This window comes from Bacteroidota bacterium (assembly GCA_016713765.1).
Taxonomy (GTDB): domain Bacteria; phylum Bacteroidota; class Bacteroidia; order AKYH767-A; family 2013-40CM-41-45; genus Pollutiaquabacter; species Pollutiaquabacter aromativorans.
The window spans coordinates 636,543-657,741 of the sequence record JADJON010000001.1; the positions used below are offsets into that span (position 1 = coordinate 636,543).

15 protein-coding genes are annotated in these 21,199 nt (G+C 55.8%); 9 read left to right on the forward strand and 6 right to left on the reverse strand.

Going from position 1 to position 21,199, the window contains the following annotated elements:
* Positions 1–141 precede the first annotated feature (141 nt).
* The gene (locus IPJ96_02505; GenBank protein MBK7909217.1) at positions 142–1,371 is read left to right on the forward strand and encodes a T9SS type A sorting domain-containing protein; all 1,230 of its coding nucleotides are present in this window, start codon (positions 142–144) and stop codon (positions 1,369–1,371) included.
* A gap of 277 nt (positions 1,372–1,648) precedes the next feature.
* Positions 1,649–3,643, forward strand: a complete 1,995-nt coding sequence (locus IPJ96_02510) for a T9SS type A sorting domain-containing protein (GenBank protein MBK7909218.1) — start codon at positions 1,649–1,651, stop codon at positions 3,641–3,643.
* Positions 3,644–3,786: 143 nt separating this feature from the next.
* Here IPJ96_02510 and IPJ96_02515 read toward each other — a convergent pair whose 3' ends face one another.
* Both IPJ96_02515 and IPJ96_02520 read right to left on the reverse strand, forming a co-directional pair.
* The gene (locus IPJ96_02515) at positions 3,787–4,221 is read right to left on the reverse strand and encodes a VOC family protein (GenBank protein ID MBK7909219.1); all 435 of its coding nucleotides are present in this window, start codon (positions 4,219–4,221) and stop codon (positions 3,787–3,789) included.
* Positions 4,222–4,514: 293 nt separating this feature from the next.
* Complete coding sequence (locus IPJ96_02520) at positions 4,515–5,582, reverse strand: IS110 family transposase (GenBank protein MBK7909220.1); 1,068 nt, start codon at positions 5,580–5,582, stop codon at positions 4,515–4,517.
* Between the two features lie 343 nt (positions 5,583–5,925).
* Between IPJ96_02520 and IPJ96_02525 the strand changes: the two genes are divergently transcribed.
* The 7 genes from IPJ96_02525 to IPJ96_02555 all read left to right on the forward strand — a co-directional run bounded on the left by IPJ96_02525 (position 5,926) and on the right by IPJ96_02555 (position 14,505).
* Positions 5,926–6,597: a hypothetical protein gene (locus tag IPJ96_02525; protein MBK7909221.1), complete on the forward strand. Its 672-nt coding sequence runs from the start codon at positions 5,926–5,928 to the stop codon at positions 6,595–6,597.
* Entirely contained in the window at positions 6,594–7,622 is a 1,029-nt protein-coding gene (locus tag IPJ96_02530) for a c-type cytochrome (protein ID MBK7909222.1), read from the forward strand. The genes IPJ96_02525 and IPJ96_02530 overlap by 4 nt, the downstream gene beginning before the upstream one ends.
* Before the next feature lie 132 nt (positions 7,623–7,754).
* A complete protein-coding gene (locus tag IPJ96_02535) occupies positions 7,755–9,098 on the forward strand; it encodes a YHYH protein (GenBank protein ID MBK7909223.1) in 1,344 nt (447 codons plus the stop codon).
* Positions 9,099–9,270: 172 nt separating this feature from the next.
* A complete protein-coding gene (locus tag IPJ96_02540; GenBank protein MBK7909224.1) occupies positions 9,271–10,107 on the forward strand; it encodes a metallophosphoesterase in 837 nt (278 codons plus the stop codon).
* Positions 10,108–10,153: 46 nt separating this feature from the next.
* Positions 10,154–10,648, forward strand: a complete 495-nt coding sequence (locus IPJ96_02545) for a hypothetical protein (GenBank protein MBK7909225.1) — start codon at positions 10,154–10,156, stop codon at positions 10,646–10,648.
* Positions 10,649–11,175: 527 nt separating this feature from the next.
* Positions 11,176–12,762: a T9SS type A sorting domain-containing protein gene (locus IPJ96_02550; protein ID MBK7909226.1), complete on the forward strand. Its 1,587-nt coding sequence runs from the start codon at positions 11,176–11,178 to the stop codon at positions 12,760–12,762.
* A 69-nt stretch (positions 12,763–12,831) separates the two neighbouring features.
* Positions 12,832–14,505 (forward strand): response regulator, encoded by a 1,674-nt coding sequence (locus IPJ96_02555; GenBank protein MBK7909227.1) that lies wholly within the window; start codon positions 12,832–12,834, stop codon positions 14,503–14,505.
* 394 nt (positions 14,506–14,899) lie between these two features.
* On the opposite strand, the gene IPJ96_02560 is transcribed toward IPJ96_02555, so the two are convergent.
* The 4 genes from IPJ96_02560 to hrpB form a co-directional block, all read right to left on the reverse strand.
* On the reverse strand, positions 14,900–17,029 hold the full coding sequence (locus tag IPJ96_02560) for a fibronectin type III domain-containing protein (protein ID MBK7909228.1): 2,130 nt from the start codon (positions 17,027–17,029) through the stop codon (positions 14,900–14,902).
* An 81-nt stretch (positions 17,030–17,110) separates the two neighbouring features.
* The gene (locus IPJ96_02565; protein ID MBK7909229.1) at positions 17,111–17,956 is read right to left on the reverse strand and encodes a T9SS type A sorting domain-containing protein; all 846 of its coding nucleotides are present in this window, start codon (positions 17,954–17,956) and stop codon (positions 17,111–17,113) included.
* Between the two features lie 132 nt (positions 17,957–18,088).
* Positions 18,089–18,589, reverse strand: coding sequence for a DUF1761 domain-containing protein (locus IPJ96_02570; protein MBK7909230.1), 501 nt, complete (start codon positions 18,587–18,589; stop codon positions 18,089–18,091).
* Between the two features lie 77 nt (positions 18,590–18,666).
* Positions 18,667–21,150, reverse strand: coding sequence for an ATP-dependent helicase HrpB (gene hrpB, locus IPJ96_02575; GenBank protein ID MBK7909231.1), 2,484 nt, complete (start codon positions 21,148–21,150; stop codon positions 18,667–18,669).
* Between the last annotated feature and the right edge of the window lie 49 nt (positions 21,151–21,199).

Genomic DNA, 21,199 nt, shown 5'->3' on the forward strand with positions numbered 1-21,199 from the left:
TCAACCCCGGTACTGACACTCGATGATCCATTGATTAATTTTAATAATATAGCAACTCGTGTTGATAACTGTCCCCTGTATATAAAATGTGGGACCATATCATGGAATCAGAATGGTGTGGTTTTTAATTATGGTGCGAGCTTGCATATGGATGACAATGTGGCTATTCCTCATCCTGCGAATGTCACAATTGAGAATAATTACTATTCAATTCGCACGGTTTATGGCAGATACCTGTATCTTTTTAAGGGTCAAAATAACCTAAAGCCAATTCAAACCGGAATAGGCCACAGTGTATTCGGACTGCTGATGGCGCCTCCATATTCGATCAATGTTGATAATAATTGGTGGGGAGCCCAAGGGCTTTCATCCGCGGAGTATAATTTGACTGATGGCGTATCTAATAATTATTCTCTTACAGGTATTGTGTTAAGTAATGCTTCATCATGTGGCCAAGCATTTCCACCCTGTGGGAGTCCTCCATGTGATATGGGTGATCCGCTGAAATATTGCCCTCAATGCGATTTGATAAATACTGACGATTTCATTAACAAGCCGCTGAATGAGGCAACAAAAGAAGCAATTGATAAGTTTAATTCTCAGAGTCAAAATAAATATACTGAAGCAATTAATTTGTTAATTCAAATATTAAATGAGAACTACAATAATCCTAATAATGATGAAATATATCTTTTAAATTACAGTTATATTAAATTGATGGAGGCGTTAGGATTTGCTTATAGGTCTGAGGATCTTATTTGTAATTCAGATTCACTATTGATATCAAGAATAATCGATATTATTCAAAACAGAATTTCCTTGGCTAACAGTCAAGATGATAAGTATGAAAAATATGTTTATTCTCTTGACAAAGCTCAAGTATTATGGTTGGCCTGTTTAAGAAGTGAATCCATCGAACTTTTAAATGAAATGTTATCATGGGCCCCCGACCAAGATTGTATTGCAGTGATAAATTCAATGATCTGCCAGATTAATGTAGAAGAGGCGGCTCTCTTGGGGGCAATCGATAGGGCTCTAATTGAAGAGGAGTTGAATAGCTGCAGTAGTAGTAATTATCGAATAAGCAGCAGTAGTATTACTGTGCAGGAATCGGAATCGAATCAAAAGAATGGAGCCATGCACATTAATATAGGCCCAAATCCCGCAAGCGATTATTTGGAAATAAATGGAGGCGGTGACTTATATAAAGTGACTTTGCTGAATAGCACTGGCCAAATAGTTTATAGCGAATTGGATAGTTATGGATCGAGCATTGACTTATCCTACATTGCAAATGGACTTTACTCAGTCGTGATAAACGACATGGTGAACAATAAGATATTTACAGAGAGAATTGTGATCTATAAATAGTAAGAGTTTAGAACATCACAGTGAAGTAGAACGAACAGGCGGGTTACGGTGATGGAGGAAGAATTTCGCTATGGTTTTCGAGTATAGGTAGTTCAAAGGCGGGCCTTGTGGCGGATACTAAGGCAAACTAAAGGGTACGTAGGCGGTCATGGAGAGAAATAGCTGTGGGCCTCTGCGAGGCGCTGTGCTACAATTTCCGACAGAGCCGAGGAATCCCTGCTTCTTCCTATATTCGTTAGAAGCCCGACTCTCTTCCACCGGACAAATGGATTTAACCATGTACGCAAGTTTTGATCCGTGTTGGAATAGCCGTAATGCCCGGGCATGCACGCTTCTTGTGGTGCTACTGTGCCTTGTAAGGCCGAGCTTATCGGCGCAGACGATTTACCTGTCGGAAGACTTTTCCGCCGGCAGTTTGCCGTCTGGCTGGACGGTCTTCAATCAACAGAGTCCTTGCATCGGCTGGGAGTTTGGTGACAGCCTGGAATCCGCCGGCTTCCCGATCCCGCCGCACGGCATGTACGCCGCCGTGAACGACAACCGTTACGACAACGCCGCGGGCACCGCCAACCTGGCCAACTGGTGTTACCTGTACTCGCCGATCATCGATTGCTCCGTCGCCGACTCGTTGCGACTGGAGTTCGACTATTTCATTCCGCCCGACATCGACGGACGCGCCAACGTGGCATTGTCAAACGGTGGTATATACAATTACTTCTTCAGCATCAACGAACAGAACGGCTGGAACCGTTTTCGCTGGAACATCCCGCGTGCCTACTACACGGCTAATTTCCGATTCCGCATCGGGTTCAGCGATAACGGCGCTTCCGCCAACGGACTGGCAATCGACCATGTAGTACTGAGCGATCCCGGCCAGTTCGACCTCGGCATCGTACGGCCTTACTTCGGCACTGTCGTTCCGGTCAGCGGCGCACGCACCGGCATGAAGCTGCGCAACAACGGCCTTGATACGATCACCGACTTTCGTCTCGATGTTACCGTGGACGGAACTCCCGCGTTTTCCGAGTCCTTTGGAGGACTCTCGCTGCTTTACGCGCGCGATTTTGACTGTATGCCGGCCACGCGCCTGCCCTCGCTCGGGCCCGGACGTCAGCGCATCGGCTTCGCGCTGCGGGCCGTGAACGGCCAGCCGCTCGACGAGAACCCTTCCAACGACACAGCCAGCTTTGTCGTGGAAGTTGCCCCGAACGTGCCCGACCGACGACCGGTGCTGATTGACAAGACCGGGGCCTGGTGTACCTATTGCGCCGACGGCAGTATGCAACTCGACTCCGCGGTGGTCTGGAACCCTGAAGCCATCGGCGTAGCCATTCACGGTGGCGACATGATGGATTCTTCCAGCTCTTCCGTTTTCACCGGCACGGTCTTCACCAACGCGCTGATGAACGGAGGTTATCCCAAGCTGAGCTGCGACGCATACAAGTTTCCCGAACTGCCCACGCTCACCACCGAACCATACAATTACGGCACCCTGCTCGCGGAACGGCTCGTCAGCTACGAGCCGGTCGGCGTGAAGCTCGAAGGGATCCAGTGGGATGTGACGCACCGTACGGTCAGTGCGACCGTGGTAGTCGAGGCGTACGATACGATCACAGCGGATTTGCGCCCCAATCTCTGGTTGCTGGCCGACGAAGTGTACGGACTGGGCACCGGCTGGGACCAGGTGAACGCGGCGAACACGCAGGTTGGACATCCGTTTTACGGACTCGGTGATCCGATCATCGGATTTCGACACAAGCATGTCTTGTTGTCGATGCGCGGCGGCGCATGGGGTACTCCGGGTGTACTACCCGCGACGCTCCTGCCTGGTACACAGTATCGACAGACCTACTCGCTCGCTGTGCCAGAGGAATATTGGGGATCCAGCGGCCAGATCAATACGATTGATTCGGCTTCAATCAGCCTGGTCGGATTGGTTCAGCAATACAGCGCTAATTCCTTCGACCGACGCATTCTCCAGGCGGATGCCGGCAAACTGACAGACCTGCTTACCGGAACAGGCAGTCCTAACGCCTCGCCGATGTTCCTTGTGGGACCTTCGCCGGCCCGGGATTACCTGACGGTGCGTTCCTTGCGGGGCACGATCGCACGCGTGTTCCTGTTTGACCTTGCTGGACGACCGGTATTCTCCGCGGCGTCGGGCGAAGGCAGCCTCCGGATCAATACTACCGAACTCGCGGCGGGCAGCTACATCCTATTGGTTCAGGGCAGCGATCAGCAGGCGATGCAGTATCGAGTAGTCATAGAATGACCGGCATCAGGCCCGTCGTGTTCGATCATTCGAGTTCATTGCGTCCGGCGGATGGTTTTCAGCGATCAGACAATTTGTGGTGATTTTGAAAAAGTAGCACTGCGTTGATCGCTATGTCCCAGTGGTCATAAACCTCCGGAGTCTCACTTCGTCGTCGGGCTGCCCATCTGGACGCCCATTTGTTCGTACACGAGGTCGTTCGGTTCCCAGAGCTCGATCTTATTGCCTTCGAGGTCGAGGATGTGTACGAACTTGCCGTAATCGAAGGCCTGGATGGAATCGGTGATCGTGACGCCTTCCTTTCGCAGCGCGTCGACGAGCCGTTCCATGTCGGCGACCCGGTAGTTGATCATGAACTCTTTCGTCGAGGGCTCGAAGTACTTCGTCGTCTCCTTGAACGGGCTCCACTGTGTGAAGCCCTTCTTGCTCGAATCTGCGCCCTGCCACCATTCGAAGACGGCGCCATAGGCGTTGGTTTGCAGTCCGAGGTGGGTCTGATACCAGGCGCGCAGCGCGGCGGGGTCCTTGCACTTGAAAAAGATCCCGCCGATGCCGGTGACGCGTTTGAAATGCGTGATGTCTTTGGACGCGGGATCGATTAGGTTCTTGAACGCGTAACCAAAACAGAATGAGCAGGCGAGTGCCAGGGTGAGGAGGAGGGGTTTCTTCATGGTTTGCGGGTAATGGGTGAATAAATGTAATCAATGTCATGAATGAATGGTCTGGTATCGGCTTGGATTACAGTGTTCGATTGTTGTGCTTTGTAGGGTTTAGTAGCACAGAGTTTCGCAGAGGTTACACAGAGATTCTGTGTTAACCGCCAAATTTCCGTGTTAGATTTTTTCTAAATTCGGGATTACAAAGAACGGCTTTAAGCCAGTTCCGTTAGGGCAGGTCTTCGGGTCTGCCCTAATTCATTTTGTTGCTTTTTTAATTCGTAGTTGGGGTCGTAGATTGTTCCGTTTTTCCAGATCGCATACATCATAACCAATAATTTCCGTTGAACCGCCACCGCTGCTTTCATCGCAATTCCGTGTTTGCTGATGAGCCTGTTGTACAACGCCTTATGGTCATTTGAATGACGTGCTGCAGTCATGGCCGGGAAGTACAGGCACTTTCTTAAGTACCGGTTCCCTCGATGCGATATGCGGGACCTTCCCCTGACCGATATACCGGATGTCCTTTCCACCACATCCAGCCCCGCATAGCTGACTAGCTGTTTCTTGTTCCTTACCAGATTGAATCCATTGGTTTCCGCCAGCACCGTTACTGCTGTGAGCATCCCAACACCTACAATCGATGTCATGCGTCTTACAGCCTGATCAATCTCAGGTGATTCAGCAACGACTTCCCGGATGGACGTTTCCACTTCTTCTACCTGTCGTTCAATCAAAGACAATCGTTGATTCATCCGTTTAATGCTTGACTTGTTGGGCCAGGCTCCGCTCTCTTCTGCGTGTAACTGACATTTGATCTGCGTACTTTCCGCTTTGAGCTGATCTCGCTCCCGGGTTAGCTGCCGCAGCTGATTGTAAATCGGATCCGGCGGCGACCAGACGTCCAGTTTCTTCTCCAGGCCCATGGCGGCCAATGTCTGGGAAGATACTTTGTCATTGACCGTCTTTACTGTAAGTGTCTTGGAAAAGTACTTTGCCCGGTTGGGAAGTACTACGCTCACCGGCCAGCCCTTCTCCGTAAGGAAGCACGCCAGCGTTTCATGATAAACACCGGTGGCTTCCAACACAATCTGACAGGGCATGGATGGATCTATCAGCTTCCGGATCCATTTGGAGAGCTTAACGAAGCCTCCCGGACCATTGGGGATGGCCAGCGTGGATAAACACTCCACCCGAAGGTCGGCATACATGCGGCTGAAGCTGGCAACATGCTCCTTCATCCCGCAATCAATTCCAATGCATTGGCGAATAACGTTCTCCATGACTGAATGGGTTTTGATCTCGGATGATAAGCATACTCCCCCTCGTCTTTACTCGTAACCTACTCAAGCTGTCTCTGACATCCAGGACGCCTTGGATTCTGTTCAGACTCTAAAGAGTAAGAAGATGACGGGGGCATATCTCTGTGAGAGCATGTCTCACGGACTGCTTGGGCACGGATCACCTCCCGCCACCTTACTTATCAACCTTGCCTCTAATTTCCTACTTTTAAGGAATGGCGCTAACGTACGAGGCACACGGAGTTTTTTAAGGCTGAGCCCTGTCTGATCAGAGGCCCTGAGAAGCCCGAAATAGCCTACCTTAGTATAGGTAAGGCTTCCCTGTATGATTCCCGGTCTCCGATCAGTTGTATTGGTTTTGATTGCCGGCCTTTCGTGCGTCCGCTTGCAGGCGCAGTCGATCCGGATCACGGTACGCGCGGGCGACAAAGAACTTCTTTCCGACAGTACGGAAGTGAATACCCGTGTAAACGGCCATATTACCATCCGCTCGGTACGGTTTTATTTGAGCGACGTACGCCTGGTGCGGAGCGGCGCGGTCGTATGGCGCGACAGCCAGCCTGCGCACCTCATCGACCTGCGTGATCCGGCGCACGCGGTGTTATCGTTCCCGGAGGGACTATCCTATGATTCCCTGTACTTCCGCTTCGGCACCGACAGCCTGCTCAACGTAAGCGGCGCGTTGGGCGGCGACCTCGACCCCGCGCACGGCATGTATTGGGCTTGGAACAGCGGTTACATCCATTGTAAGATCGAAGGCGCGACGGAACGGTCGAACGCTCCGCATCACGCGATCGAATACCACCTTGGAGGGTACCTGCCTCCGCATGCGAGCAGCCGGGAAGTCCGGCTGCCCGCGGGCAATGAACTTGTCCTCGACCTGGCGGAATTCCTCGAAGCGATTAAACCTGCGGAGCAACCCGCCGTCAACACTCCCGGTCTGGAGGCGGTGCGCTTGTGTGAAGTGCTCGCCCGCTCTTTCCGGATGCTGCCATGAAACGCATACCTATCGTATTGCTCGTTGCGGTGTTTTGCTCGCTGCTCGCGTGGAACTCGTCGCAGGAACTTTTCAAGCCGCCGCCCGGCTTTCCTCCTGTCGTGTATTCCTTCGAGACGAATCCGTTGACGGAGGCGAAGGTGCAACTGGGTCGCGCCTTGTTCTACGATCCGCTGCTGTCGCGCGACAGCACCATCTCCTGCGAAAGTTGTCATTCGCCTTATAGCGCCTTCGCACATACGGACCATGCGCGCAGCCACGGCATCGAGAATCGCATCGGGCTTCGCAACGCGCCGGCGCTGTTCAACCTGGCCTGGCAGCCGGAGTTCATGTGGGACGGCGCGATCAACCACCTCGACGTGCAGGCCCTCGCGCCGATCGCGCAGCACGACGAGATGGACAATACGCTCGACGCGGTCCTCCTGCGGCTGCGTCGCTCCCGCCTGTATCCCGAACTCTTCCGCACCGCCTGGGGCGATACGGCGATTACCGGACAACGATTTTTAAAAGCCATCGCCGCGTTCATGACGACCCTGGTGAGTGCGGAGGCGCGTTATGACAAGATGCGGCGTGGCGAACTCGCCTTCACGCCGCAGGAGGAAAACGGATATCGCCTCTTCCGACAGCATTGCAACGCCTGTCACCGCGAGCCGCTCTTCACCAATTACGCGTTTGCCAACAACGGACTCCCGCCCGACACGCTCGTCCCGGATGCCGGACGTTACCGGGTGACGCGCGTATCCGCCGACAGCCTGCAGTTCAAAGTGCCCAGCCTGCGGAACGTCGAATACTCGTATCCCTACATGCACGACGGCCGTTTCAGGACCCTGACGGAGGTGATTCGCCACTACACCGGCGGCCTGCAGGCGGGTCCGCGCCTGTCGGCTGAACTCCGCAAGCCGATCACGCTGAGTCCGGAGGAGAAAGTGGACCTGCAGGCGTTTCTGCTCACGCTCTCTGACAGCGCCTTCGTCTTTAACCGCGCCCATGCCTTTCCGAGGGAATTGTTTTTTGGCGGTAAGTGAGTCGCGGATGTTCGCCTGCGGCCAGTGAGGTGAAAATGTCGGTCAACGCACCCGGTGCTCCAGGATATTTACGGATATTGGATAAACCTTCGGAGGCTTTCCGCATCCAAGCACCTCATCCCGCACCCACCCATGAACCTCCACCGACTCCTGACCGTCTTGCTCTTGTGGACGGGTAGCGCATGCGCGCAAGGTCCGCAGATCACCTCCTGGCTTCAGAACACCACCGGCATCACTGGCCGTCACTACGTCGCCGGCAATTCGACCCCGATCGTCGACGCGGTGCTTGCCAACGTACAGACGGTGCAGTATTCGACCAACTGGGTGTACGTGAGTACGAACGGGATCCCTTCGTACATCACCGGACCGTTTCTCGACGGCAATCCATCGATCGCGCAGAGTCAGAACGCTATTTTCCGCATGCCGCTGAACCCGGTGCAGAATACCGGCACCCCGACCGCCACGACGATGGGCAACATCGGCATCTTCGTGAACGGCGTGGCGTTCTTCGATCACCGTGACGGGGTGAGCTGGCGGAATTCATCCGGATCGCTCGCCGGCGGACCGTTGGGCGGCATGGGCGACAACGTCTGGAACCGCGACGCGGTGGTGGCGGAGCGCGCGGGCTTCGACTGTGCCAAGGGGCATCCGGCGATGGGGAACTACCATCATCACCAGAACCCGAGCGCGTTCAACCTCGATCTGAGCGTGATCAGCAACGTCTGTGACCTGTACGCAGCCGACGGACTGTACGTACTCGACAGCACCGCGCATTCCCCGCTGATCGGCTTCGCCTACGACGGGTTTCCGGTGTACGGCGCCTTCGGTTACGCCAACACCAACGGCACGGGCGGCATTACACGGATGAAGTCAAGTTATCATTTGCGCAACATCACGGCGCGCACGCACTACGCGAATGGCACCGATGTCACGGATGGCCCGGCTGTCAGCGCGACTTATCCGCTGGGTTATTTCCGCGAAGACTATGAATTCATCGCTTCGACCGATCCCGATCAACTCGACGAACACAACGGTCGTTATTGCGTGACGCCGGAATATCCGGGTGGTACCTATGCGTACTTCTGCACGGTGGACGAAAACTGGAACTCAGCCTATCCGTACATCGTCGGCCCGACCTTCTACGGAACCAAAGTGGCGAGCCGTGTGAACAGCATCACCGAGCCGACCACCGTTTATACTCCTTCCACGACCGGCTTGTATAACCCGCTTGCCGAGGAAGCCAGCATCTGCATTTATCCCAACCCCGCGAGCGACGTGGTGGCGGTGCAGTTGAAGTCGTTCCTCGATGCCGACTGCCCCGTGCTGCTGTTCGATACCCGCGGCCGGCTGATCGAACGCAAGCTCCTGCCGCAGGGAAGCACCATCGCGTACTTCGATACGCGACGCTTGTACGCGGGGGAATATCTGGTCGTGGTGGGCGATGTCTCCCGGCGAGTGCTGCTGGTGAAGGACTGACCGGCCGGTACCGACCGCATCCGAAAGCCTGATTTCGGCTTGTCGCGGATTTCCCGGGATGCTGAAAACAGGCTTTTTGCTTGTGCAAACACGTCGCTCCGATTATTTATTCGGATTTAACTAAACCGCGTGATCGCTATGCTGTTATTCGTGCTGTTTATCAGTTTTTCCCATGTCCACTTTCGCACGTTTATTTCGTCGGTTCTGCCTGTGTCTTGCCCTGCTGTTCCAGTATGGCTGCGAGCAGTTCGAGTATAGTCCATATCAGACGAAGCATCCGGCTTCCGAGCTGCGCGACCTGAACGCCTCCAACCGCGCGAAGCTGCAGGCAAGCAGTCCGCGCGATACGATTGTGCTGGTCATCAGCGGCGACCAACAGCGGTTCTACGACGAGGTGGACGACATGGTCACCGATATTAATCGTCTCGAGCAGGTGGACGCGGTCTTCCTGGTAGGCGACCTAACCGATTTCGGGTTGATACGCGAGTTCGGCTGGCTGAACGAATCGCTGCTTCGGCTGAAGTGTCCGTTCTTCGGCGTGATCGGCAATCACGACTGTGTAGCGAACGGGACGGAAATCTTCGAGCGGACGTACGGTCCGCTGAATGAGTACTTTGACTGGGCCGGGATCCGGTTAGTGCTCCACAACACCAACAGCCGGGAGTTCTCCTTCAACGGTCGGGTGCCGGACCTTGGGTGGTTACGGAATGCCGTTGCGGATACTGCGGCCTACGAAGCTTGTATTTTCCTTTCGCATGTCGAACCCTTCAACGCAATAGATTTCGATCCGAGCCTGGAAGCAGGTTATGTGCAGTTGCTCGACGACGCCCGGGTGACGCTCTTCAGTGCACACGGTCATGATCACATTGCCCATACGGGATCACCGTACGGCGACGGACTCACATTTTTCAATGCCGGTTCGCCGGCTTACCGCAGTTACACCCTGGCTAAGATCTATAAACGCGCAGATGGCTCGCTGGATCATATTTTGTCTGTTCGTCCTTTCTGAGGCGGGGGCCGCAAACGGCCAAACGGCCAAACGGATTCACGAGCGGGTGATTCCGATTGACGCTTATGTGCAATTCGCGGGCGGACAAGGTCTTCTCTCCTTCGGCATTGCAGCGACTCCGTTGAAGCGAATCAGCGTTTCCTTCGGTGTCGGTTATACACCGCCGGCCTACGGAGGCATTCTCACTTTTACGGGAAAATGTTTGTACACGCCCTGGTCCATTCACCTGAACGAGCGCATGACCCTGTTGCCGTTGAGCGTGGGGCTGCATGCAACACTCACTCACTCGAAGAACATTGATCTGGGATGGGACAAGCAGCGGTATCCGCGCAATTATTATTGGTGGTCATCCTCGCTGCGGAAAGGGCCGCTCCTTCAGATGGGGATACGGTACAAGTCCAGCCAGTATATGATAACGCCCTACTTCGAATTTTCGACCAATGATTTGTACCTCGTGAGTTATTGGGAAAACCGCCGCAGCCTTTCTCCCGCTGAAATTCTCGTGCTCGGCGCAGGCATTGGCGTCAGGCTGAATCCCTGATCGAATTCCTGTATGTCAGAAATGCCAGCAGCCTTAATGGACTCGTGGTTCAGAACCAATTTGCCGATGTGCGCGTTCTTTAACGTAGGAGGCGAGGGCCACTACTGCTAAACTGTCAGCGAGCATTCCGCCAGCAACCCCGAGTGATCAGATCCATTCGGGCCGATTGAGACGTAGTGGATCCACGAAGTTTGGATCGCTGTTGGTGGGATGGCGTTCCTGCCGACCGACTTTCGTACCCATTCACCTGCAACTATGCATTCCTCATTTCTCGCCAGCGAGTTCTGCAAGAGCGGGCCGGCTTTCCTGTGCTGTTCAGAAGGGAATTATATGCTCGGGTATCGGTGGGCACACTTTTCCGGGTGCTCCGATGAAACCCCGCGTGGCAGGCTAGCCCCGGGCGACCTCGGCAAGTACTATCGGTTCATCAGGGAATATCCGTTTACATGACGAGTGAGCACGGGTGGAGGCGGTGCTACGGAGCGGTTCGGTCCGCTCCTGATTTTTCTAATCGTTATCTTTCCGGTATGAAACCGATCAGCCTTTCCCTTTCGTTACTGTTTTTCTCTGTTTGGACATTTGCGCAACCGTTTCATCGCCTGGTCGGCGGCACGACGGGTGATGAACGCGGGCAGACCGCGCTGATGGGGCCTCATGGCCGCTATCTGCTTAACGGTGCGACAACCTCATTCGGGCAGGGCAGTGCCGACGCGATGCTGAGCGCGTTGGACGCATCCGGGAATATTGTGTGGTCGCGCGTTTACGGTACGACGGGTTACGACAATTCCGAGTACGCGGTCGTGACGGCCGATGGAGGGATCGTGTGTACGGGTCGGTTGAACATCACGGGTGGGAATGAAGACGCGCTGGTTTTCAAGACCGACAGTCTGGGTCATTTGTTGTGGGCAAAAGCGTACGGCGGAAGCTCAGCCGACGGATTCGCCTATACAGCGGAGGCCCGAAACGGCGACCTCTTGTTTGTTGGCGCGACACAGAGTACGCCGGGAACCTTGAACAGTCTGTTCCTGATGCGCACCGATGCCAACGGCGATACGATTTTTACGAAAGTGTTCGATACGGCATCGCGCGATATTGGCTTGTGCGTGGCCGAGACGGCCGACAGCGGACTGGTAGTCGCCGGCAAGCTGGTGTATAACAACTGGGCGGGACTGGAGCAGTCGAACGCGTTGGTAATGAAGACCGACCGAAGCGGTAACCTGCTGTGGTCGCGGATGTACGGCGATACGCTGTGGGAAGAGCTGGCTTCCATCGTACCCTTGGCGGACGGCGGGTTCATCACGGCGGGGACATCGGTCGGTAATGGTCCGGGGCGTTACGAGTGCTGGCTGTTGCGACTCGACAGCATCGGCGACGTGTTGTGGTCGAAAACGTATGGCGGTATCGGTGATGAAGCCGCTTATACCGTCATCGCGGACCCTGATGGCGATTTTGTGTTGTCGGGTTATTCCAATTCGCTGGGCTACGGACATCGTACTGCCGGTGACGACGCGATGAATGTGGTGCTCATCAAGACCGATGCGAATGGCGACACCTTGTGGTGCAGGGCGTATGGCGACGGTTTGCAGGATGAGGCCTATCGCAGCTCGAAGGCCGATGACGGCGGGTACCTGATCTCCGGTTTCACGACGAGTTACACGCCGGCCAACCTGAGCCAGATGCTGCTGATCCATACCGACAGCCTGGGCTGGACCGGTTGTCATGAGCAAGCCATCCAGCCGGTGGTGACCACTGCTACCTACGTTCCGACGGACACCAGCATGATCCTGTATTCGGGGATGACGGTGAGCAATCCGGGCTACCTGGAAGCGGCAGCGACGCCGGTTTCGGACGACGCCTGCCTGATCCTGGAGACGAATGAATTGGACTTGATAACCGGGATCCGTCTTTTTCCGAATCCGGCCGCGGATTTGGTAAATGTTGAGGTGCCAATGGCATCGGCTGCCGAAACGGTTGAATTACTGGACCTTTCGGGTCGGCTGTTGCAGCGGGAACGCATTTTCGGTGGCAAGGCCCGCCTAGATCTTAGCGCCTTTTCGGCCGGATGTTATCTCCTGCGAGCCGGAAGCCTGACAGGTCGGCTGGTTAAAAACTAATTTTCTATCTTAGACGAAGACAGGGAAGCGGCCGGACCCCTTGCGCGGGCTCCGGGCCTTTTGAACGTTATGAACCAATCTACTACCAAGACCGACTGGAGCAAGTGTTCCTTGTTCCAGCATTGCAGCCAGGCGGTGATCGACGAAGTCGTTGCCAAGGCTTCGGCTAAAGTTTATCCAAAAGGCGGAGTCCTGATCGAAAAAGGTCAGGTCCCACCTGCCTTGTTTGTAATCGAAGACGGGAAAGTCGGCATCTACATTGAAGACATCCTCCTGGCCGAACTGGGCGCGATGGCGGTGATGGGCGAAAGTTTTCTCGCGCACGGTGTGGCAACCGCTACGATCGTCGCGGCGAGTGAGGTGAAGACGATCCAGATCCCGCGACAGTTGTTCACCGAACTGGCTGAAAAGTATCCGCAGCTCATCTTTAACATCTTTACGATCAACTTCGAGCGACTGCGGAGTTCCAACGACGCGGCCTTGCGCGAAGCGCGGGCACGCGAACAGAAGCTGGAAGAACAGGTCAAAGAACGTACACGTGAATTGAATGCCGCGCTGGAGGAACTGCAGGTCACGAACCAGGAGCTCACGACCACGCGGGACAACCTGATCGAGACGCAGAAGTTCCGTGACCAGTTCCTCGCGAACATGAGTCACGAGATCCGCACGCCGATGAACGCGATCGTCGGTTTGACGAACCTGCTGATCAATTCACCGCTCAATCCGTTGCAGGAGAAATACCTGCACGTCATCAAGAAGAGCGGCGCGAACCTGCTCGTCATCATCAACGACATCCTCGACCTTGCCAAGCTGGAAGCCGGCAAGATGGAACTGGAAGCGGTTCCTTTCCCGCTCGTCACGGCGATCCAGAACGTCCATACGATCCTCAACCTGAAGGCGGAGGAAAAAGGCATCACGCTGGTCGAGAGCATCGACGCGAATGTGCCGTTCTATGTGGTGGGCGACGAAACGCGCATCACCCAGGTGCTGATGAACCTGACGGGTAACGCGATCAAGTTTACCGAGAAGGGAAAAGTGACGATCGGAGCCAAGGTCACTGCCGGAACCGACGATGAGCCGGAGATCACGTTCAGCGTACGCGATACCGGTATCGGCATTCCGCCCGACCGGCTCGACAAGATCTTCGAGAGTTTCGGACAGGCTTCTTCGGATACGACGCGCAAGTACGGCGGCACCGGACTCGGGCTGACGATCAGCAAGCAGCTTGTGGAGATGCACGGCGGACAGCTCGAAGTGAAAAGTAAAGTCGGAGAAGGCTCGGTCTTCTTCTTCACGGTCAAGTACAAGCGTGCAGAACCGCCATCCGACGCCATCCGCGAGTCCTCACAAGCCGGCATCGACATGAGCGGCAAGCGGATCCTGCTGGTGGAAGACAACGAGTTCAACCAGATGGTTGCCGTGGATACCTTGCAGGAGTTGTTTCCGGGTATCGTGGTGGAAGTCGCTTCGAATGGGAAAGAAGCCATGCAGATGGCCGCCGACTTCGACTACGGACTGGTGTTCATGGACATTCACTTGCCGGATTTCGACGGCTTCGAGATCACGCAATACATCCGCAACAAACTCACCGGCCCGCGTCAGGCGGTGCGCATCTGCGCGATGACCGCGAGCGTGACGAAAGAGAAGATCGACGAGTGTTACGTGGCGGGCATGAACGACTACCTGATGAAGCCCTTCACGCACGAAGGATTGAAAGAACGCATCTACCGGGCGTTTGCCTGACAAGAGTACGAGCTGAGGTTACACACACACACCACTCAGCAAAGCCGGTTCCGAAAGGGGCCGGCCTTTTTTTTAGGGGCGAGGGACGAGGGGCGAGGGACGAGGGAATTGAGACGCGAGTTACGAGACCGTGACCGAGGGAAGGGGATGAGATCGACGGCCTTTTCGAGCGATGCGACTGTTGAGCGGAGAGGCGAAAGCGAGAGAAGAAAGATCTACCTCGCGAATCACCAATCACTAATTACTAATAACCAATTACCAGTTACCACTTCATTGAACCGTTGGTCCATTCCGGTTTTCGCAACTACTACACCCTAAAAAAAATTCCGGGTCCCGATGAACTCGGAACCCGGAACCCGAAACCCGGAACAGCAAACGTGTTCCGCGTAAGTTATCAGTTAACGATCAACCGCTTGCCGCGGAGTTCCCGGTTGTCGGCGATGAGGGTGACGAAGTAAACGCCGGGACTCAGTCCTGCCAGGTCGAGCTGGAGTTGGTTGTCGCCGGATTCAACCGGGAAGTTCCGTGTGATGACGGTATTGCCGAGCAGGTCGGTTACCCGGACGGTCTGTGTACCTGCCGTTGTTGCTTCAACATTCAGGTTGACGTTGCGCGTAGCGGGGTTGGGGTACAACTGCCAGTCACTTGCAAGAACCGTTTCCGGATTCGCGAGACGAACCGGCGCGGTGGTAAAGACATCGGAAGCCGAGTAGATCGAAACGGTCACGCCCGAGCAGATGGAACGTACCTGCCACTGGTAATCGGTGCTGGTCGAGAGACCCGTCAGCGTGGTGCTGGTCACACCACCGGCGCCGGTGATCTTCTTCCAGCGGTAATTGGTGGTGCCGTTCACCGAATAGCGTATCATGAAACTGTCGGCTTGTACCAACGGCGTCCAGGAGATATCGGCCGTCGTACCGGTGACGTTGCTGTGTCCGAGCCCGTAGGGTGTGACACAGGAGACGGGACCATTGAGTGTGGTAAAGGTCACCTGCGGACGACAGTAACCCGAGCTAACGCCGTTGCAGATCGAACTGACTCGGACCTGATAGGTTGTGTTGGGCAGCAGGTTCGATATCGTCTGCGAATTGGGTCCACTGCCGTCGTGTTCGATATAGCTGTAGTTGGTGGTACCGTCGATCGAGTAGCGGATGCGGAACGTATCGGCTACGGTCAGCGGATCCCAGCTTACTACCGCGGAGCCGGTCGTGATCGATCCGACGCTGACGTTGAAGGGGCGACCGCAGTTGATCGTCTGGTTCAGCGTGGTGAAGTTGGACTGGCTGCAATAACCGTAGCTGACGCCGCCACAGATCGAGCTCACCTGGTAATAGTACGTCGTATTCGGGTTCAGGCCGGTGAGGCTGACTGAGGTGTCTCCGGTAGCGCCATCGAGGTCGATGTAATTATAATTCAACGCGCCGAACTCGCGGTAGCGCACCCGGAATGTATCCGCCAGGATGAGCGACGACCAACTGATGACCGCGCTGGTGGCCGTGATGCTGCCGGCGCTGGCGCCGAGCGGAGCAACGCAGGATACAGGATTGCTCAGGGTCGTGAAATATTCTTTCGGACAATAGCCGCTGCTCACGCCATTGCAGATGGAACTGACCTGAACTTCGTAGTCGGTTCCGGGATAGAGGTTGTCAAGCAACTCGGAATTCCCGAGACCTCCGTCGTGGTTGATGTACGAGAAGTGACTGCCGCCGACAGGACGATAGCGGATCCGGAACGTGTCGGCTGCCAGGAAGGGTGACCATTCGATCGTTGCGTCGATGTTGTTCACGGACGTAATCGCCAGGCCGAATGGACGCACGCAGTTGACGATGGCTACATCGGTGATGAAATAATCGATGATGCTGTAGGTGCTGGGATAACCATTGCAACGTGTCGCGATCTCGTAGCTATATAAGGTGCCGGGTTGCAGGTTGCTGAGGGGCGCGGAAGTGAGTCCACCGCTGCCTTGTACATCAAGGTATTGATAGGTCGTCGCGCCGACTGGCTGGTAACGGATGCGGAACGTATCGGCTACGGTCGGATCCGTCCAGTTGATATCGATGGTGGTGGCGGTGACGTTCGAGGTAGAAACACCGGAAGGAACCGGGCAGCTATTCGGGTCGGCAACCACGAAGCCGTAGTCGAGCATGTTATCGACCGGCTGCTGGCCAAACCAGGGATCCCAGGGCGTGTAGGTCACGACGTGGATCTCATACCAGCCGAGCGGAGCGTTGGCCGGAATGGAGAAATTGGTGAACAGGGAGTCGGAATAGCCGCCGAAACCGTCGGGATACACCTGGGTTTCGTCGAAGTAGTCGGTGAAGATCTGATATGCACCCTGCTGGAGGTAGATATCGACGTTGGATTGAGGCGGTGAGCCCGAGTTCATCACACCGGTGGCCAGTGTGATCGTGGTAGTAAGCGACTGACCAGGGTTGGCGGAGGCGGGCGAGATCGTACTGACCTGCGCCCTGACCGAGAAGCCGATGGTTAGCGCGAAAAGGAGGAAGGGTAAAATTTTTTTCATGGGCGGAGCGAATAATCTATTCGTGTACGAGATCGGATGGAAAGGGTTGCCTTTATAAAGGCGGATAATTTGAAGAATAACTTACTGCCGGAGGAATTGACGATAAGCGTGACCTTCCGGGGTTTCCACGATCAGCCAATAGCTGCCCGTGCTCCAGTCGCCGGTGTTGATCACCGTTTTTCCGGACTCTTCGATCCGTCTGCGCAGCATTTCCCGTCCCTGCATATCGCGTACGACCAGGTTGCCCGAGACCGATGGTCCGTCGATTGTTACGGTCAGCAGGTTGCTGGTCGGGTTCGGATACAGGGAGACCGCGGGCAATTTCGCAGCCGAAGGATCAAGTCCGTTCAGCAGGAAGTCGAAGCCGAAATCCTGCCAGGTGGAACTGGTGAGGCTGCCGACTGTATCGGTGAGGTTCGGCGATACCAGTTTTTGTCCGGTGTTGTTGGTGCCGTATGTGCCGAACACCTGGTTGGCTGAAGCGGACATTTGCGTGTGAACGACCAGGTTCTGTGAAGGATCGTACGCGAACGGATTGGTCAGTTCGATGGCGAACCAATCACCGGTCGTTCCGGGTGCGATGACGTAGGAAGGGGATGACAGCACGGTCGTTAAGCCGGTGAAAAAGTTGTCGGTGTTTGGAAACGCGATCGCAGTGGTCTGCAGCAGGCGCACTTCGAAATCGGTGAGTGTATTACCCGTAGCCTGGCCTGTGCTGCCGTAGCGGAAATAGATCCGCTGAATGGTTCCGGCCGGAGGGTTTCCAAGGTCCGACGGCAGAAAAATCATCTGGCTTCTGCTTGCATAGGAAGTGTTGCCGAGCAGGAAGGTGCTGTTGCTGGTACCCAAACCTTTGAAGTACTGCGGTTGTGCGAATACGGTCAGGGTAGCTATCGTGCAAAGGGACAGGAGTAGGAATTTGCGCATGCGAAGGAGCTTTTCTCAAAGCTACTCAGGATGTGTATCCCTCAGTCCGGTTGATGCCCGTAATTTTCCACCGGTACGCATGAAAAAAGGGGCGAAATTTTCGCCCCTTTTCCGATAACAAGCTGTGGATGTTTAGAAGTTCGCACAGACAATGCCGCCCATGAGCGCGAGGGTGAGGATCCAGTAACCGGTATGGATCCAGATGTATTTCCAGCTCCGGCGTTCGAAGAGCGCGTTGATCGCGATGATCGGAAACGCGTAGAAGATGCCCGACAGGGTGCCGTGGAAGGCGCCGTGCTTGAAGGTCCGGAAATTCTGACCGTACTGATCCATGAAGTTCTTGAGCCAAAGCGAGATCTCGGAGTTCGGATCTTTCATGCCGGGATCATCTGCCAGGATGGAGAGGATATGCGATTGATGGATCACAACCGAAATGAGAATGAGGGAGAGGAACAAACTGAACACATAGGTCAGACTGAGGATGAGGGCCATGTTCGAGCTCTTGATCTTTTCCTCGCTGACGCCGGCTTCCCGCATCCAGACGTTACCGAATGTTTTTGGACCGTACCAGATAAATCCTGTGAACATCGGAATGAGCGCGCTGATGAAAATGTACTGCCAGTGTGATTCCATAGTGGGGAGGGTTTAGGGTTTGGGCAGTCAAGTAACGAATCCCCTGCACAGTCTCCAAATCAGGAACGGGATGACTGTTAATTGCGCTTTTTTACGCCCCTGACCGCCTGCGCGGTCCAGGGATCTTCCGGCCAGGAATGTTTCGGATAGCGCATGCGTAATTCCTTTCGCACTTCGTGATACGTCCCTTGCCAAAAGCTGCGCAGGTCGCGCGTAACCTGTACCGGTTTGTATCCCGGTGAAAGCAAGTGCATCAGCAGTTGCGTCCGTCCTTCGTTGACGGTCGGTGTGTCGGTCCAGCCGAACACTTCCTGCAAACGGACCGCCAACACCGGCGGCGCGCCATCGGCGAAGTATTCGATCCGGATCTGGGATCCGCTCGGTACTTCGATGCGCTCCGGCACCAGGCGATCGAGTATGGATTGTTGCTCCCAGCTCAGCCGGTTCATCAGCAGATCGTACACGGGAACTTTTCGCAAGTCTTCCCGCTTTCGTATTTCTCCGAGATAAGGCGCTGCCCATTCTTCCAACGATGCGAGTAGTCCCGCTTCGGAATAATCAGGGAGGTCCAGTTCGGGTCGCCAATTGGCAAGAGCGCCGGCGCGTGCGATGAATTGCAAGACCGTTTCATTCGGCTCGAACAAGCGGAGTCCATTCGTTCGAAGTGTCGTCAGGACCGCGGCGGCTACCTGCTCCGGTTTGGGATTCGTGAGCGGCTTGGTGGCGGCGACCAGATTGCCGAGGCGCCACTCTTCCCGCGCGATCAGTTGCCCGTTGCGTTCATCCCATTCGATGACCGCCTGCGGACGAGCATCGGCCAGTGCATCGGAAGGATCGTAGGGCGCAGCGAGAAAGATCTTTCCTTCGTTCGTGCCGGCATCCAGTTGCGCAACGGCGATCCAGGCATCGTGGGTCAGCGGGTCGTGTTCGGGTAAACGCGCGGCGCGACCGTTTGCCAAACGGTACCGTCCGCGCTCGTCGTCGCGCCGACCGATCCGCTCCGGGTAGGCGGCCGCGACGAGTCTGCCGAGGTCGTGGTGTTCGAAGGCGCCGGTTTCCGTTTGCATGTGCAACAACCTGCACCATTGCCGCGCCACGCGGTCGATGCGGTCGAGCGCGGCGCGATCGGCAGCCACGCGTTCTTTCTTTCGCCAGCGACGCAGGGTTTCAACACGCAGGGACAGATCGGCACCGGCTTCTTTCCCGAGTGGATCGCGCTCCTCTATGACGGCCGCCGCATCGGCCGCGAGTGTGGCAAGCCCATGCTCCTGTCCGTACAAAAGTAAATGCGCGAGCCGCGGATGAGTGGGGAATTTCAAGAGGCGCTTTCCTGCATCGGTGATCTTACCGGATTCCAGGGCGTCAAGTGATTCGAGCAGGTTGCGGGCTTGTGCCACAGAGCCTGGTGGTGGCGGTGTCAGCCAGGTCAGCGCCGAGAGGTCGTGGTGTCCCCAGGCTGCAAGTTCCAAGACGAGTTGCGCGAGATCTGCGTCGAGGATCTCGGGCTTTCGGTGTGGTACGCGATGGCCTTGCGCGTGCTCGGCCCACAGCCGGTAACAAACACCGGGTCCGAGACGACCGGCACGACCGGCCCGTTGATCGGTGGTGTCGCTGGTCGCGCTGACGGTTTCCAGTTTGGTGAATCCGGAGCGCGGATCAAAACGCGGCACGCGGGCGTAGCCGCTGTCGACGACGACGCGGATGCCTTCGATGGTGAGCGATGTCTCGGCGATGGAAGTCGATAGCACGACTTTTCGCAAGCCGTTCGGATCGGGTTGCAGCGCGCGTTGTTGTTCTTCGTGCGGCAGGTCGCCGTAGAGCGAATACACCCGAATTCCGCCCGGGCCATGCTCTTCCAGCAAAGCGGCTGCCCGATGGATGTCGCCGCTTCCGGGAAGGAACGCCAGGATGTCGCCTTGCTCTTCCCGCAGCGCTTTGAGTATGCCGCGCACGACCTGTTGCGCGATCGGTTGTGTGGTGTCGGGTTCCAGGTACCGGTAGTCGATCGGATATTGCCGGCCCAGGCTTGAGATCACGGGCGCGTTGCCCAGCAATGTGGAGAGCCGCTCGCCGTCCAGCGTGGCCGACATGATCAGGATACGCAGATCGGGTCGAAGCACCGACTGTGATTCGCGGCAAAGAGCCAGGGCAAGGTCGGCATGCAGGCTGCGCTCGTGGAATTCATCGAAGATGACCAGTCCGACGCCTTCGAGTCCGTTGTCTTCCTGCAACATGCGGGTGAGGATGCCTTCGGTAACGACTTCGATGCGCGTCGTCTTACCGACGACCGATTCGAAGCGTACGCGAAAGCCGACGGTTGCTCCCGGGTCTTCGTTCAACTGATCCGCCAGTCGCCAGGCTACGGCGCGTGCCGCGAGCCGTCGGGGTTCGAGCATAAGGATCTTGCGGCCTTCGAGCCAGGGTTCGTCGAGCAGCCTGAGCGGAAGCACCGTGCTCTTACCCGCACCCGGTGGCGCCTGCAGGATAGCAGTGTTGGATCGCGCGAGCGCGTCGCGTAATCCGGGTAAGGCGTCCAGAACGGGTAATTCGGCAGCGGACAAAGTTGGTCGACTTGGAGCCGCAAGATAGCAAGCCTACGGAAGGTGTTGT